This window comes from Acinetobacter psychrotolerans (assembly GCF_048552595.1).
Lineage (GTDB): Bacteria > Pseudomonadota > Gammaproteobacteria > Pseudomonadales > Moraxellaceae > Acinetobacter.
This window is the reverse complement of the sequence record NZ_JBIMDK010000013.1, coordinates 43,451-58,027: the sequence shown is the minus strand read 5'-3', so window position 1 is coordinate 58,027 and position 14,577 is coordinate 43,451. Positions and strand designations below refer to the sequence as shown.

Annotated in this window: 14 protein-coding genes and 1 riboswitch; of the genes, 6 read left to right on the top strand and 8 right to left on the bottom strand. The window is 37.2% G+C overall.

The genetic code is table 11. The features are described from left to right. Positions 1 to 9: 9 nt before the first annotated feature. Positions 10 to 696: a response regulator gene (locus ACG94X_RS11980; RefSeq protein ID WP_419383955.1), complete on the top strand. Its 687-nt coding sequence runs from the start codon at positions 10 to 12 to the stop codon at positions 694 to 696. A 321-nt stretch (positions 697 to 1,017) separates the two neighbouring features. Beyond that, positions 1,018 to 1,320 (top strand): hypothetical protein, encoded by a 303-nt coding sequence (locus ACG94X_RS11975; RefSeq protein WP_419383954.1) that lies wholly within the window; start codon positions 1,018 to 1,020, stop codon positions 1,318 to 1,320. 20 nt (positions 1,321 to 1,340) lie between these two features. Here the strand turns inward: ACG94X_RS11975 and ACG94X_RS11970 are convergent, their stop codons facing one another. Together ACG94X_RS11970 and ACG94X_RS11965 are read right to left on the bottom strand one after the other, a co-directional pair. Next, a complete protein-coding gene (locus ACG94X_RS11970; protein WP_419383953.1) occupies positions 1,341 to 1,721 on the bottom strand; it encodes an MmcQ/YjbR family DNA-binding protein in 381 nt (126 codons plus the stop codon). Positions 1,722 to 1,753: 32 nt separating this feature from the next. Next, a complete protein-coding gene (locus ACG94X_RS11965) occupies positions 1,754 to 2,353 on the bottom strand; it encodes a L,D-transpeptidase family protein (RefSeq protein ID WP_419383952.1) in 600 nt (199 codons plus the stop codon). 460 nt (positions 2,354 to 2,813) lie between these two features. On the opposite strand from ACG94X_RS11965, the gene ACG94X_RS11960 reads away from it, so the two are divergent. Together ACG94X_RS11960 and ACG94X_RS11955 are read left to right on the top strand one after the other, a co-directional pair. Then, positions 2,814 to 4,190 (top strand): hypothetical protein, encoded by a 1,377-nt coding sequence (locus tag ACG94X_RS11960; RefSeq protein ID WP_419383951.1) that lies wholly within the window; start codon positions 2,814 to 2,816, stop codon positions 4,188 to 4,190. Positions 4,191 to 4,239: 49 nt separating this feature from the next. Next, complete coding sequence (locus ACG94X_RS11955; protein ID WP_419383950.1) at positions 4,240 to 5,313, top strand: hypothetical protein; 1,074 nt, start codon at positions 4,240 to 4,242, stop codon at positions 5,311 to 5,313. Positions 5,314 to 5,373: 60 nt separating this feature from the next. Here ACG94X_RS11955 and ACG94X_RS11950 read toward each other — a convergent pair whose 3' ends face one another. The 6 genes from ACG94X_RS11950 to ACG94X_RS11925 form a co-directional block, all read right to left on the bottom strand. Then, positions 5,374 to 6,816 (bottom strand): protein adenylyltransferase SelO, encoded by a 1,443-nt coding sequence (locus ACG94X_RS11950; RefSeq protein ID WP_419383949.1) that lies wholly within the window; start codon positions 6,814 to 6,816, stop codon positions 5,374 to 5,376. Positions 6,817 to 6,884: 68 nt separating this feature from the next. Then, positions 6,885 to 7,214 (bottom strand): DHCW motif cupin fold protein, encoded by a 330-nt coding sequence (locus tag ACG94X_RS11945; protein WP_419383948.1) that lies wholly within the window; start codon positions 7,212 to 7,214, stop codon positions 6,885 to 6,887. Positions 7,215 to 7,325: 111 nt separating this feature from the next. Beyond that, positions 7,326 to 8,489: an acyl-CoA desaturase gene (locus ACG94X_RS11940; protein ID WP_419383947.1), complete on the bottom strand. Its 1,164-nt coding sequence runs from the start codon at positions 8,487 to 8,489 to the stop codon at positions 7,326 to 7,328. Positions 8,490 to 8,858: 369 nt separating this feature from the next. After that, positions 8,859 to 9,581 carry a glycerophosphodiester phosphodiesterase gene (locus tag ACG94X_RS11935; protein WP_419383946.1) on the bottom strand — a complete coding sequence of 241 codons (723 nt, stop codon included), beginning with the start codon at positions 9,579 to 9,581 and terminating at the stop codon, positions 8,859 to 8,861. Between the two features lie 102 nt (positions 9,582 to 9,683). After that, complete coding sequence (locus ACG94X_RS11930; protein WP_419383945.1) at positions 9,684 to 10,262, bottom strand: cob(I)yrinic acid a,c-diamide adenosyltransferase; 579 nt, start codon at positions 10,260 to 10,262, stop codon at positions 9,684 to 9,686. A gap of 94 nt (positions 10,263 to 10,356) precedes the next feature. Then, positions 10,357 to 12,207: a TonB-dependent receptor plug domain-containing protein gene (locus ACG94X_RS11925; protein ID WP_419383944.1), complete on the bottom strand. Its 1,851-nt coding sequence runs from the start codon at positions 12,205 to 12,207 to the stop codon at positions 10,357 to 10,359. Between the two features lie 24 nt (positions 12,208 to 12,231). Further along, positions 12,232 to 12,459, bottom strand: a riboswitch (cobalamin riboswitch). 141 nt (positions 12,460 to 12,600) lie between these two features. Between ACG94X_RS11925 and ACG94X_RS11920 the strand changes: the two genes are divergently transcribed. Continuing rightward, positions 12,601 to 13,251 carry a phosphoribosylanthranilate isomerase gene (locus ACG94X_RS11920; RefSeq protein ID WP_419383943.1) on the top strand — a complete coding sequence of 217 codons (651 nt, stop codon included), beginning with the start codon at positions 12,601 to 12,603 and terminating at the stop codon, positions 13,249 to 13,251. Further along, positions 13,235 to 14,473: a tryptophan synthase subunit beta gene (trpB, locus tag ACG94X_RS11915; RefSeq protein WP_419383942.1), complete on the top strand. Its 1,239-nt coding sequence runs from the start codon at positions 13,235 to 13,237 to the stop codon at positions 14,471 to 14,473. The genes ACG94X_RS11920 and trpB overlap by 17 nt, the downstream gene beginning before the upstream one ends. The last annotated feature ends 104 nt before the right edge of the window (positions 14,474 to 14,577 follow it).

The window sequence follows — 14,577 nt, the reverse complement described above, 5'->3', positions numbered from 1 at the left end:
AAACAGCACATGAAACACATCATGCTTGTAGAAGATGAAGTTGAACTTGCGCAACTGGTACGTGATTATCTTGAAGCTGCAGGCTTTGAAGTCAGTATGTTTCATGATGGTCAGGAAGCGTATGATAGCTTTTTACAGCGCAAACCAAGCCTGATGGTTTTGGATTTGATGGTTCCGCGTATGGATGGTCTAACCATTTGCCGTAAAGTCCGTGAACAGACCGATTTGCCAATTATTATGGTAACAGCACGTACTGAAGAGATTGACCGTGTTTTAGGGCTAAATATGGGTGCAGACGACTATGTCTGTAAACCATTTAGTCCAAAAGAGTTGGTGGCTCGTGTTCAAGCCGTTTTACGTCGTTTAGAGCGTAAGGCTGAACCAGAAAATAATGATCTTTTCCGTATTGATAAAGCACAACAACGCATCTGGTATCAACAAAAGTCGTTGAATTTAACGCCAACTGAATTTCGCCTATTAGAACTTTTCCTCGAACATTTGGGCCAAGTCTATTCTAGAGCACAACTTTTAGACCATATTAATCCAGATAGTTTTGATGTTGCTGACCGTGTTATTGATAGTCATATCAAAAACTTACGTCGAAAAATATCGGATGCAGCAGAAACTGGAAACCGTCATGAATGGATCCAAGCTGTATATGGTGTAGGCTATCGATTTGAATATCCAGAAGATTAATTTTTCTACATTTTAAGTTGTTCAATGTGGATAAACACAAGTTTATCCACAGTTTTTGTGGGTAAATGTTCATAAGTTTTATTTTGATTGGTGAATAAATAAACACATAACTTATATTTTAAATATGTATTCTTTTTGGGAATGCAATATTGCTGCTTAAAATAAATGATACTTAAAAATAAACCATGATTTATTTAAGCTCTTGCTAGAAAATAAAAATTTTATTCGTTACGGTAAAAGATATTTTTAAGTTGAAAATATAAGTGAAATATTGATAATAATTTGTATAAATAACGATCTTAAAATAAGAATGCCTTTAATATGAATGATATCTCTGATTATTATTATTATTCTCGCCGATTTTTTGCCATGCTATTTTTTATTGCAGGTTTTGCCTGTGGTATAGGCTTCTTTGTATCGGGAATGGGAAATTATATTTTGCTCATTTTAATGGTAATTTTTTTTATACTCACTTATTTTATTGCGCCATATCCTCAGGGACGTGGTTCATCCAGAAATTGGACAGATTATTTTCTAGATGAATGGCTTATTTCGGGATTCTTCTATTTAATTAGCTTACCGTTTCGAATGATTGGGCTCATTATTAGAATGCTCATAGATTAGAAGTTGGTAATCTTTAGCATTTATTTAATCTGAGCATGAACCGCCAAAGTTTGTTGCTGCTTTTTAGTTAATTTTGAAACAACTAATTCATAAGATGCTTTGACTAAATCTTCAATCAATTCAACATGAATTTGTTTTCCTTCATAAATTGAAATCCAATGTCTTTTATTCATGTGATAACCCACACGTATAGATGAATAGGTATCTCGAAGCATCTCACTTTCATCTGGATCTACTTTTAAATTGACAAACTTTTTTCCATTCAATGTCGATGTCAGCATGAAAACTTTCCCCATCACTTTAAAGACAGGGATATCATCGCCAAAGGGATAACTGAGTTCCGCTTTAGCACATTGTTGGGCAATGATTACTGCCAATTTTTGAATTTCATCATCTGTCATGCTTTACTCATTTTATTCTTTAATATCAAAATTTATCGATAAATCGTAATGACTGTACCATCATCGACCAATGTCCATATTTCATCCATATCTATATTTCTAACGGCTACGCAGCCCCAAGTCCAATCATTTCTTGGTAAATATCTCATTAGACTAGGAAATTTTTCAATTTGTGAGGTTGTTGCAGAACCGTGAATCATAATATCACCACCCGCAGGAACACCAAGTTGCTTGGCTTTAGCTTGATCCTGAACATTTGGGTAGGACACATGCAGTGATTTATAAAAAGCACTTTTAGGGTTACGCCAATCTAAAATATAAGTGCCTTCAGGCGTTTTACCATCGCCTTCTTTGACTTTATGTCCAATCGGGTCAAAACCTAAACGCATAGGATAAGTTCGGATCACTTGATCACGATGTAATAATTGAACCACACGATCTGTTTTATAAACTTTAACTTGTGTAATGGGTGTCTGTTGACGAATTTTGATGCTATCAGCTTCATTTAAAGCTTTAACGTGTATTGCAGCTTCTGTTGTTGGAATGAATTTATTATATTTTTGATAAGCAAATATGCTCGTAATTGTCACCGCAATAAGAATCAAAAGGGAAAAAATACATTTCTTATTCATTTTAAATTTCAAATTATGCAAGCCTATGTGTTGTTTGAATTTTATTCACTTTAATGGTGGAAGCTGTAGTTGATTTGTGATTGTAGATTTATCCTGTGGATAAACACACGTTTATCCACAGAAATTGTGGGTAAGTATGAGTATAGCCGATAACGGAATTATTTTTTATTCGCAAAATTTATTCTAAATTAATTGAATTGTGCCGTATATAGATTCGTATATCCTTCAATTTTTTAGCTTAAACTATATTTTCGGTTAAAATTAATGTGGTCATTTAATGTTTTTATCAGTATTTATTATTAGAAATAATTTAGTAAGTTTGGTCAAGTTTTTATTGAAAATATGAGAATTACAATATATTTTTATAGAGTTATATATTTACAAAAAATTACTTTTTACTCATCTGTAAATTCATAAAAAAAGGGTATCTCATGTTATTTAAAAAACATTGCTTGTGATTATGTGTAGTTCGGCTTTGGTCGCTTGTGGAGGTGGTGGTTCATCAGGTAGTGGTCCAAATGGAGGTGGATCAGGGGGGAATGTAACAACACCCGTTTCAGATCTGGACAAAGCGAAACAATTAATTGAAACAACTAGAGCGATCATTTCTTATTATGATGGCTTTCAGGATATTGCTGATAATTATAAAACACCAGTTGAGGTGATTAATAACACGGTTTCTGATTTAGGTCGTGCCAGTGATATTATTCTTACTCTCTCAGAGCTTGCACAAGAAAATTCACAAGGACAATCTAAACAATACAGTGCTGCTGATTTAGAGCAATTATTAAAAAATGATGCAATTAAGAATGAATATCCTTTGGGATATGACTTAAAGAATAATACTCTACAAATACAGGTGGCTGCAGGTTCTGTAAAAGTCAGTGGTACTGTAGACGTTGCCTATTGGGATGATTTTAAACAACCGATGATCGGGGATTGGAGTAATCCCGACTGGTTAACTGGCAAAGATAATTTTGTCTATGCGAATCAAGCAAAAGTAAGTGTGAGCAATCTTGTTGTAGAAGCTCCATTTGTAGCAAACCAAAGTACCTATAACTTCAAAATTGCCAATGGCGGTACGATTGAAGTGATCAATGCGGTACAGCAAAAAGCTAAATTTAGCTTTACTGCCGACAGTACGGCGAAGTTAGTGCATCCTGTTTCTAATACTTTAGACAATCAGGAAACATTACCAAATCAAGCATTATTGCAATTAAAAGGTTTAGTCTTTGAAAGTGCAGATGTGAAAGCGACATTGAACGAGGTTTCAATGGCTGCAAAAACGGTTAAGTTTAGTGATGGGCAATTCACGAATGAACAACTCATACCATATGAGTTGACTTTGAAAGGTCAAGTTTCATATTTACAGGAAGCATTAGATCTTGATGCCAGTATTAAATTAAATAATGATTTATCAAAAGTAATTGATATTAGTCAGGATAAAGAAACCTCACTGAATTTTATTAATGCAGATCTAGCAGTTAAATTATCGGGTAAGTTAAAAGGTGCAAATGCAACTCCAACCCCATTTAGTATAGATGTGACAGCGAAGCGTGCTGATTATTTGAAAGGTACAGCAAATGTGTCAGTTGTCGTAGATAAAAATGCATTGGATATTGAATTTGCAACGAAAGATATTACTTTAGAGAAACCAATCGTTAGTAGTATGATTAAACATAAAAATGGTGCTTTTGTTCAAATTGCTGATATTCAAAACTTCAGTACTGCCGATGTAAAAGTCGGAACGACAAGCTATGGAACAATAACCAAAAATACCTCAGAGCAATATGCTGTGAAGTTTATTGATAATACTGTTGTTTATATCACTCCATAATTTTGACCTGTGAGAAGAAGACAGCATTCACTGTCTTCTTTTATATTAAATGAATAAAAAACTTATATTTTTAACACTGTTACCCACACTGTGTTTTGCGGAAAAAACTGTACAATTGTCACTTAATACGGAGTTGTACAGTGATCCTGTTTCCATACATGCATTTCTGAATGATTGGGACACTAAACATCTAGAAAAAGGTAAAAATGCTTTTGCCACAGGTAAAATGAAACTCCAGACTCAACAAGATCACTGGAATATAGGTTGGGTATGGTCATATGACTACCAACTACGTTTTAGTGAGGATATGGCAAAATTATATTATCAAATCAAAAATGACAAACTTATTAATGCAAACTCCAATTACGCACTTGAACTGGAAGCACAACATCTAGATACAGTAGGAGCCCGATTTGGTTATGATTGGAATATTCACCCAGACTGGAAAATTGTAACGGGTGTAACGGCTTTGATTGGGCGCCATTATGTCGATGGTATGTTTAGGGGACAAGGTCAGACAACCAATATGACTGAACTTATGGATCGAGTGAATTGGTTAAATGGTCATTTGGATTACAGTTATGACCAGCCTGCATTAAAAGAAGATGAGTTGGGTTGGGATGGGAAGACCGATAACGGTTATGGTTATGCCTTAGATTTGGGCTTACAGGGTAAAATAGGAAAAAATTGGGACATTAATTTTAAAGTGGAAGATATTTTCAGTTATTTATACTGGAGGAATGCTCCATTTACAAAATATAGTATTCGTTACGATCAGAATAGTCGTCCTAGAATGGATCTGGCGGGGGAGTTGAGTAAGGCTAAACAATATAAACAAAAACTACCTTTTAAAATGAATTCTGAAATCACCTATTCACCGGACTTACAACCTTGGAGTTTTAGTGTTAGCAGTTTTTCAAATGAGTATGTCACTTTGGCACAACTAAATGGTTTTTGGCAGCTTGCTCCATTTAAATATGGTGTACATATAGAGCCACAAACACAGTCGTTAGGTATATCTGTACAGCATAAAAATTTTGGTCTGAAATATTTAACAGATAGTCTGGCAACGAATGATGCACATCGCTTCAGTACATATTTATATGCGCAATATTTATGGTGATCTGCATTTGTGAATAGCATTCGCTGCGATTGAATTGAGCGGAGCAGTAGCTCCGCTTTTTTAAGACGAACAACTCACCATCACTTCTGGAAAATCGCTCGGTAATGGTGCGAGATCTTCAGCTTGCTCTAAATCTGTTTGTTTGGTAAATGGTTGACTTAGTAGTTTGAATAGTCGATTAACTTCTGAAAAATCATTACGTTCTGCTAATTCAATCGCTTTTTGAGCCATATGATTTCTGAGTGTATAAACAGGGTTGGCTTGTTTCATTTCAGTATCAAGTTCGGCAATATTTTGCTTTTCACGGATACTTTCATATTGAGTTAAAAAACTTTCAAATTGACGACGATCTAAACAATCATCTTTAATTTCTTCATACTGTTTATTCTGCAAACGAATAAAACTATCGGTGTAGTCTAATTGCTCGCTTTGTAAAATATTTAAAAAAGCCATACCACAATCGAAACTATCTTTATGGAAGGTTGGAAGCCCGAGTTTTTGACATAACCCATGTGTGTAATGCTCTAAGAAAGTTGGTTCAAAATGTTCTAGGCATTGGACTAAGTCTTGTTTGAACTGTTCTTTATTTTCAAGAGGGGCAAGTGGAATTAAATTATTTAACCAATTCCATAAGTTCCAGTGGGCAATACTTGGTTGATTTTGATAGGTATAACGTGCATTGTAATCACTGTGATTATTAATCCAATTCGGGCGAAAACGCTCCATAAAACCATAAGGACCAAAATCCAGGGTTGAACCTGTAATATTGAGATTATCTGTATTCATGACGCCATGAGCGAAACCGACCAATTGCCATTTAGCAATCATCACGGCAGTATTTTGGATGACTTTTGTTGCAAAAGCGAGAATAGGCTGTTCTGAGTCTAAGCATTCAGGATAATGCCACGCTAAACATTTTTGCGTAAATTCAGCTAATAAATCAGGCTGATATTGATTGATCCATTCAAAATGACCTAAGCGAATATGACAGTCTGATGTGCGTAACATCATCGCACCCAGTTCTAAAGTTTCACGTTGTACACCTTGAGTAGATGATGTGAAACCGACTGAATTACTCGATGGAACGCCAAGTGAATTTAATGCATGACCTGCTAAATATTCACGAATTACAGAGCGGAGTACGGCACGACCATCGCCCATGCGAGAGTAGGGGGTAGAACCTGCACCTTTTAAATGTAAATCTATGGTCTGACCTTGTCGATCTAAAACTTGTGCGATCAGCAAACCACGCCCATCACCCAGTTGTCCTGCCCATTGCCCAAATTGATGCCCTGCATACACCATTGCCAGTGGATGAAATTCTGGAAAGGTTTTTTGCCCGCTACAAATTTCAACCCATTGGGCTTTTTCTTCATCCGACCACTGTAATTGATCTGCCAAAGCTTCATTGAAATGTCCTGCTTTAGCGCCCTTGAGTGGGGCAGGCATTTGCTCATGGTAGAGTTTGGCGTCGAGGGATGGATAACGAGAATTGAATTGCATAATGGGATATCAAAAGGGCTTTGATCAAACTATAGCAAAGTTGCATCGGTGATTCGATATTTAAGCTGTTAATCGACAATAAACAATTTTGCACCCGTCATTGTCGATGAACGATGCGCTTCGGCATTGTCCGCCACTTGATAACTCATTCCAGCAGTCAGTGTAAATGTTCTGCCATCTTCAAGCTCTGTAACTAATTCACCTTCAAGACAAAATAAAATATGTCCTTTTTTACACCAATGGTCTGCAAGGTAACCTGCGGAATATTTGACCATTCGAACACGAATATTGTTAAATTGTTGAGTACGCCATAGGGTATAGCCTTTTTCACCTTCATGGCGTGTTATTGGAATTTCAGCCCAATTAGTCGTGGCAAAGGGGATGTTGTTTATATTCATTTTATTTCCTATCTATATTGTCCGTATGAATTTTTGTCCAAAATTGGATAAAAGAAAAGCCCCATTTAGGAGCTTTTCAGTATTTGATGAATCGAATAGAACTATTCCAAATTAAGAAACAACGTTCTTTTTGATGCCACGCATTAACGTTTCTAGACGTTCACGATGGAAAGCAAGTTTTTGTTCAACCAGTTGGAAATCAACTTTAAGTTTGCCATCCATTTGATGAAACTTTTCTGCAACAGATGCTTTCTTCGCTTGGATTTCTTGTTCTTTCAATTTAGCCCAATCGTTTAATGTATGGGTAAATGCATCATATTCTTGCGCAACTCTTTGTTTCATTGCTGCCATATCTGCACTGACATCATGACCATAAACAGCTAAATCTTGTTGTGCATATTTAAACTTCATTGCTAATTCGGCTTTTTTAATATTAAAGCTTGGAATACGGCGTAAGTTTTTTGCTAGACCTAATTTAGAGCATGACCAAATTAACCATTTAGTCGGATCATACTGCCACCATTTCACACCATTACGATAATCGTATTGGAAAATATGGTGATAGTTATGATAACCCTCGCCCCAAGTTGCAATGGCAAGGATGAAATTATCACGTGCTGTATTTTCGTCTGTATAAGGACGTTTGCCCCACATGTGACAAAGTGAGTTAATGAAAAACGTAACATGGTGACTGATGATTAAGCGAAGTAAACCACCCAATAACAACACGCCCCACATATCACCAACAGCCCAACCAATGGGTACTAAAATGGCAGCATGAACAGCAATTACTAATGGAACATAGTATTTGTCTTGGAACATAACAACTTTATCATTCAGCAAATCTGGTGCATTTTTATAATTTGATTCTGATGCAGGATAGTTACGTAACATCCAACCAATGTGTGCATACCAAAAACCGTTGTTTATTGAATATGGGTCTTCGTCCACATCATCTACATGGCGATGGTGAGTACGGTGACCTGAAGCCCAAAACAAAATACTGTTTTGAACTGCAAATGTACCCATAATCATTAAAATAATTTTGAGTGGTAAAGTCGCTTCGTAAGCACGGTGTGCCCAAAGACGATGATAACCCGCAGTAATACCAAGACTACTTATACCAAGCAACACAAATAAACTGATCCATGCAGCTGTACTAAAATCATGATGCCAAGCATATAAAGGAATGGCAATTAGCGCGATGATTGGCAATAGCACAAGCGCAAAAACACCGATCCAATTAATTGGGGCTTTGGGTAGGGGAGCATTCATCTCCAACAGCACTCCTGAAAACCTTGAAGTAAGGTAAAAATCGAAAGCATAGCTTCAATATTTTTCTAGGCTATACATTCACAAATATTAGCATGAGCGAACAGTTGTTCACCAGTATTAGTGTACATCTGTATTGTATAAAACGGTAACAGAATAAAACATGAATTTTATAGGTTTAATCGAAAAAAATGAATGGCCTAAAAGGCGTAGGGTTATGTCAAAATTCCTTCACAATAATGTTGTCTCATAAAAACTCATTTTTGTAAAAATGGTGCTTGAATTTATTGGAAAAAATAACCTTAGATATTCTCACACAACAAATACTTTAACTTATTTTTTCAATTTTCAATTTTCAATTTTCAATATGCATTATTTTATTTGCTGTAATTCTTTTTGCATCATTTTGGGAAAATCAGTAATGAGACCTTGGATTCCTAAATCTCGTAATTTTTTAGCTCTTTCTATATCGTTGACTGTCCATACAGAAATATTAAGCTGTGCTTTTTGCGTTGCTAGAATAATTTCATCTGTCGCCAATTGATTCATCCATCCAATTTGGCAACATTCTAATGTTAAAGCTTGTTCAATTGCTTTTTGCCCAATGCTATCTTCAATGAGTAAGCCTCGTTTAAAACAAGAGTTTTGTTGTTGCAGTGTTTGGTGGATTTTTAGGTCAAAACTGGTAATTACGGCTGTATTTTCAAAACCTTGTAATTGTTTTTGTAATTCTATCGTCAGTCTTTCGGCATCGGCCATGCTTTTTACAGCTTTTACTTCAACTTCGATATGTTCAAAATCATTCATGATTTTTAAGGATTTTTTGAGGGTAGGAGTGATTTGTTTATCCCAATCCATCCAAATATTAGCTTGGTTATAAGCTTCAAGCGCTGTGCTATTTAATGTGTAGAGTGGTTGATTTATTCCTGTTGTTCTTAAAAAATTATCATCATGCATTACAATAAGTTCATTATCGTTGAGCTGTCGGACATCAAACTCTACAGCACGGATGCCTAAGTTGTGAATGTATTGGAACCCACCGAGTGTATTTTCAGGGGCTTCACCACGTGCGCCACGATGTCCGATGATGATCATAATGAACTCTGTTCAATGCTATAAAGTAGTGATGACAAATAATGATGACTTGTCTAAGGCCATCATACTGCTAAGTTTTTATTTGTTTATAGCGATTTATCATTAAATCGTATCATTAATGTTCTTTTGCCAAAGAACTTCATTGCCACCTTCGGCACGTTGTAGAGCACGTGAAGCAACAAATAACCAATCAGACAGACGATTTAAGAGTTGTAAGGCAGTTGCTTGAATATTTTGATCACGACTGTGAACCGTCATTAAGCTGCGTTCTGCACGACGACATATTGAACGTGCTTGATGTGCGTAGCTGCATGACAGTGTGCCTGCGGGCAAAATAAAGTCTTTCAACATGGGTAAGTCTTCATTCATACGGTCAATTTCTTTCTCTAGAAATTCTACACAAACAGGTTGGAGTAGGATGTAGTTTGGAATACACACTTCACCACCTAAATCGAATAACCAGTGTTGAATTAGGCTTAACGATTTATCCCAAGGTGCTTTATCTGCAATGGCACTGATTGCAATTTGTGAACGTAAAATTCCAACAGCAGAATTTAGTTCATCGACATCGCCCAATGCAGCAATACGTAAATCATCTTTAGAGACACGTGAGCCATCACCAAGTCCAGTTGTTCCTGTATCACCTGTACGTGTATAAATTTTACTTAAACGATGTCCCATAATTTTGTCCTAGGTAAAGAATGAAAAAGGATAATGTCGGTCAAAACATTATCCATAAACTGCGCTGTTTTAAATGTTTTTTTGAAGCTTGATTTTAGTAACGGAAAGTTACACCAGCTGAGGCAAGACGCCCACCGTTGATGTAGTAACTATCACTACCGTAAGCTGTAGAATATTTTGAGTCAGCGACATTTTGGATATTCGCAAAAACATCTACATTTTTATTCACCTTATATTGTCCATGCATATCTACACGAAGATGCCCTGGGATTTGAACTTTATCATAAGCACTATTGTCGTAATGACCATTGGCAAGCAAAGTCGTTGAGAATGTATAACGCTCATCTTCCCAACCCATTGTCACAGAAACATTCTGACGAGGACGGCGGCTTAAATCTTCATCATTCTTTTCATTTTTAGCACGGACATAGTTATAGCTTAAATTTGTAAAGAGGTTTTCACCTTGCCATTTTACATAAAGCTCACTACCTTCCATTTTGGCTTTTTCAAGATTGTTCATCTGATTCAGAACACCATCAAAATCAATCAGATTGTCGACTTTTGTTGTGTAAAGAGATAAACCTGTTGAAATGTTATACGCTAGTTTTTGGTCTACGCCAATTTCATATGACAAGCTTTCTTCTGGTTTGAGATCAGTGTTACCACCATAACCGTACATATCATTGAGTGTTGGCGCTTTAAATGCAGAACCAATATTTGCGTAAATGCTGGTTAATGGTAGAATTTGATAGCGAACAGATCCTTGAGCAACAGTATGTGCACCGAACTTCTCATTGTCTTCAACACGGATACCAATTTGGGTATTTAATCCATTTTGATCATATTTATGCTGAATGTAATAACCCGTTGAATCAATATCTTCTTGGTATGGTGAGCCAAATGAAAGGATATCACCATCGATATTGCGATGTGTTACACCGACCAAGAGGTTTTGGTTGGGTGTAAAGCCCCATTGACTATAAATTTCAGATTCTTGAGTTTTGCTATGTACAAAATCGGGTGAATTATTTTGATCTATTTCATCTTTAAACTGAGAAAAACGAGCATGAATTGCTAAGTTATCAAGAATATTTAAACGTCCTTTAATATTCAGGATTTCATTTTTAAAGTCTTGAGATACGAGCGCACCATAATTGTCGTAATCGCTAGAGCCTTTGTTTTCACTATAATCAACCGAAGCTGCATAACTTTCTTTATCAACACCTACTTTTGCACTATAGCCTTTTTGATCAAAGGCAGCATTTGGTGCATTTTTTACGTCTTTTACAGGTGTGCCATCTGTTTCTAAGCGTTGTCCGCGCACTTGAGCATAGAAGCCATCTTCAGCAAGGTCAGCACCAATGACAGATTTATAGGTGTTATTTTCACCCATTTCAGCAGTTACAAAAGCTGAAGTTTTTTCAGGTGTCTTTGAAATCAGTTGTACAACACCTGAAATTGCGTCTGTACCATATAGAACAGAAGCTGGGCCTTTCAGCACTTCAATCTGTTTAATATCGGTTGTATCAATAAAAGGTAAAGAGGCTGCGCCAGAAGTTGCTGAATTCAGTCGAACACCATCTCTTAAAACAAGCGTTTGGTTTGAGTTGCCACCACGTAGAAAGATAGAAGCAGCTTGTCCATAACCACCGCTTTGTACCATATTGATAGAAGCATCTGTTTGTAACAGTTGTGGTAAAGACGCAATTGGAGATTGTTCGAGAACATTGGGTTCAATAATACTAATACGTGCAGGAACATTTTCAATTTTTTCTTCTGAACGAGACGCTGTCACAACAATAGGTGACAATGTCGCGGTGGTATCAGAAGTTTGAGTTGCAGCAAAAGAATTAGAAGATAACCCCATTGCAAAAGCAATAGCGCCTACAAGTGCTGTAGGTTTAAAAGTTGTAGGTTTAGAAAAAACAGACATGATATGCTCCATACATTCACTCCCCGTGAATGATTGAGTTAAAGGGCACAACAAGCAGGTATCCGGACTTAAATATAATATGTATTGTTAGTGTCTCATACATATTTGCATATACACCTTCCCACACAAGTGCAGTGGTGTAGTTAAACTGATGTTCATTTAACTATTCAATATGCTTTTCATTCTTACCGTTGCGGGGGCAGTGTCGGATTTTCACCAACTTCCCTATAGCTCAAAAGAGTGACTCATTGCATTTGCGCGCAGTATAAAGTCGGAGCGTTGATTAAACAATGATAAACAGATAATCATTCTGAACTTTAACGCAAGCCATGAAAATTGCATTACAATGATTCGCTTAAAAATATGAATCAGTGATGTTTAAGCTGAAAAATAGAGCCTTGTGATATGCGTACCCGTGCCAAAATCTGCGGAATTACCCGCATTCAGGATATTCATGCTGCTGTAAATGCAGGTGTGGATGCGATAGGTTTCGTCTTTTACGAACCTAGTCCACGTTATGTGAATATTGAATTGGCAAAGCAATTGGCACAACATATTCCGGCTTATGTCTGTATTGTCGGGCTATTCGTGAATGCAACTGAAGACGAAATAGAAAAAGTCCTGAAAGATGTTCCTTTAGATGTGCTGCAATTCCATGGTGATGAAACAGCAGAACAGTGCAGATACATTGCGCAGCAGCATCAACGACGCTGGTACAAGGCTTTACAAGTCAAACCTGACGTGGAATATTCAGAACTAATTTCGACTATTCTGCAATACCAACAGGCAGGAGCAAGTGCTATGCTTTTAGACGCATGGCATCCTGAACTAAAAGGTGGAACAGGGCATAGTTTCGACTGGTCACAATTCCCAAAACTCGATATTCCTTTAATTTTGGCAGGTGGCTTAAAACCTGAAAATATTGAAGATGCAATACACTCGACACATGCTTATGCTGTCGATGTCAGCGGTGGCGTAGAATCCGCAAAAGGTATTAAAGACCAACAACTCATAGAACGATTTATGCAAGGAGTCCAACGTGGATCAGCAAAGTAATCAGCAAAATGCGATTGACTATACCCAATTCCCAGATCAAAACGGGCATTTCGGTATCCATGGCGGACGTTTTGTGTCAGAAACTTTAATGGCAGCTTTGGAAGATTTAGAAAAACTCTATTTCCGTATGAAAGATGATGCTCAGTTTCTAGCAGAATTCGACCGCGACTTAGCCTATTATGTTGGACGGCCAAGTCCTTTATATCATGCTGAGCGATGGTCAAGAGAGTTGGGTGGTGCGCAGATTTATTTAAAACGTGAAGATCTAAATCATACGGGTTCGCATAAAGTAAATAACACCATCGGTCAGGCTTTACTTGCAAAGCTTTCGGGTAAGAAAAGAATTATTGCAGAAACGGGTGCAGGTCAGCACGGTGTGGCGACTGCAACTATTGCTGCACGTTTAGGTCTTGAATGTGTTGTGTTCATGGGCTCTGAAGATGTAAAACGTCAGGCAATGAACGTGTATCGCATGCGTTTATTGGGTGCGACTGTTGTTCCTGTAGAAAGTGGCTCTAAAACATTAAAAGATGCCATGAATGAAGCAATGCGTGATTGGGTCACTAATGTCGATTCAACTTACTATGTAATTGGTACAGTTGCAGGTCCACATCCATATCCGCAATTGGTTCGTGACTTCCAATCTATTATTGGTCGTGAAGCGCGTAAACAAATTCAAGAGCAAGCAGGTCGTCTTCCTGATGCATTGGTTGCATGTGTCGGTGGTGGTTCAAATGCAATGGGCTTATTCTATCCGTTCTTAAATGATGCCGATGTGAAAATGTACGGTGTCGAAGCAGCAGGCTACGGCATTGAAACAGGTAAACACTCTGCACCGTTAAATGCAGGACATGTCGGTGTTCTTCATGGTAACCGCACTTATTTAATGTCGGATGAGCAAGGTCAGATCATTGAAACACATTCGATTTCGGCAGGTTTGGATTATCCCGGTGTTGGCCCTGAGCATAGCTTCTTAAAAGATATGCATCGTGTGGAATATGTGCCAATCAATGATAATGAAGCACTTCAAGGCTTCCGAGATTTGACCCACATTGAAGGCATTATTCCTGCTTTGGAAAGTTCACATGCCATGGCTTACGTGACCAAACTTGCACCAACCATGAGTAAAGATCAGATTATTATTGCGACTGTTTCAGGTCGTGGCGATAAAGACTTGATGACGGTTGCACGTATTGATGGCGTGGAAATGGTTGAGATGTAATTAATCTCAAAGCCTTAAAAAATCGTGTTTGGTGCAAGCTAAGCACGATTTTTTAATGAATAAATCCTCTCAGGTTCTTTATTTTAAATCAGGTGCTGGGAAGG

Bases quoted from the DNA above. Each gene is read 5' to 3' on its own strand.
- ACG94X_RS11980 (WP_419383955.1), top strand. From the start codon at position 10: ATGAAACACATCATGCTTGTAGAAGATGAAGTTGAACTTGCGCAACTG.
- ACG94X_RS11975 (WP_419383954.1), top strand. From the start codon at position 1,018: ATGAATGATATCTCTGATTATTATTATTATTCTCGCCGATTTTTTGCC.
- ACG94X_RS11970 (WP_419383953.1), bottom strand. From the start codon at position 1,721: ATGACAGATGATGAAATTCAAAAATTGGCAGTAATCATTGCCCAACAA.
- ACG94X_RS11965 (WP_419383952.1), bottom strand. From the start codon at position 2,353: ATGAATAAGAAATGTATTTTTTCCCTTTTGATTCTTATTGCGGTGACA.
- ACG94X_RS11960 (WP_419383951.1), top strand. From the start codon at position 2,814: ATGTGTAGTTCGGCTTTGGTCGCTTGTGGAGGTGGTGGTTCATCAGGT.
- ACG94X_RS11955 (WP_419383950.1), top strand. From the start codon at position 4,240: ATGAATAAAAAACTTATATTTTTAACACTGTTACCCACACTGTGTTTT.
- ACG94X_RS11950 (WP_419383949.1), bottom strand. From the start codon at position 6,816: ATGCAATTCAATTCTCGTTATCCATCCCTCGACGCCAAACTCTACCAT.
- ACG94X_RS11945 (WP_419383948.1), bottom strand. From the start codon at position 7,214: ATGAATATAAACAACATCCCCTTTGCCACGACTAATTGGGCTGAAATT.
- ACG94X_RS11940 (WP_419383947.1), bottom strand. From the start codon at position 8,489: ATGAATGCTCCCCTACCCAAAGCCCCAATTAATTGGATCGGTGTTTTT.
- ACG94X_RS11935 (WP_419383946.1), bottom strand. From the start codon at position 9,581: ATGATCATCATCGGACATCGTGGCGCACGTGGTGAAGCCCCTGAAAAT.
- ACG94X_RS11930 (WP_419383945.1), bottom strand. From the start codon at position 10,262: ATGGGACATCGTTTAAGTAAAATTTATACACGTACAGGTGATACAGGA.
- ACG94X_RS11925 (WP_419383944.1), bottom strand. From the start codon at position 12,207: ATGGAGCATATCATGTCTGTTTTTTCTAAACCTACAACTTTTAAACCT.
- ACG94X_RS11920 (WP_419383943.1), top strand. From the start codon at position 12,601: ATGCGTACCCGTGCCAAAATCTGCGGAATTACCCGCATTCAGGATATT.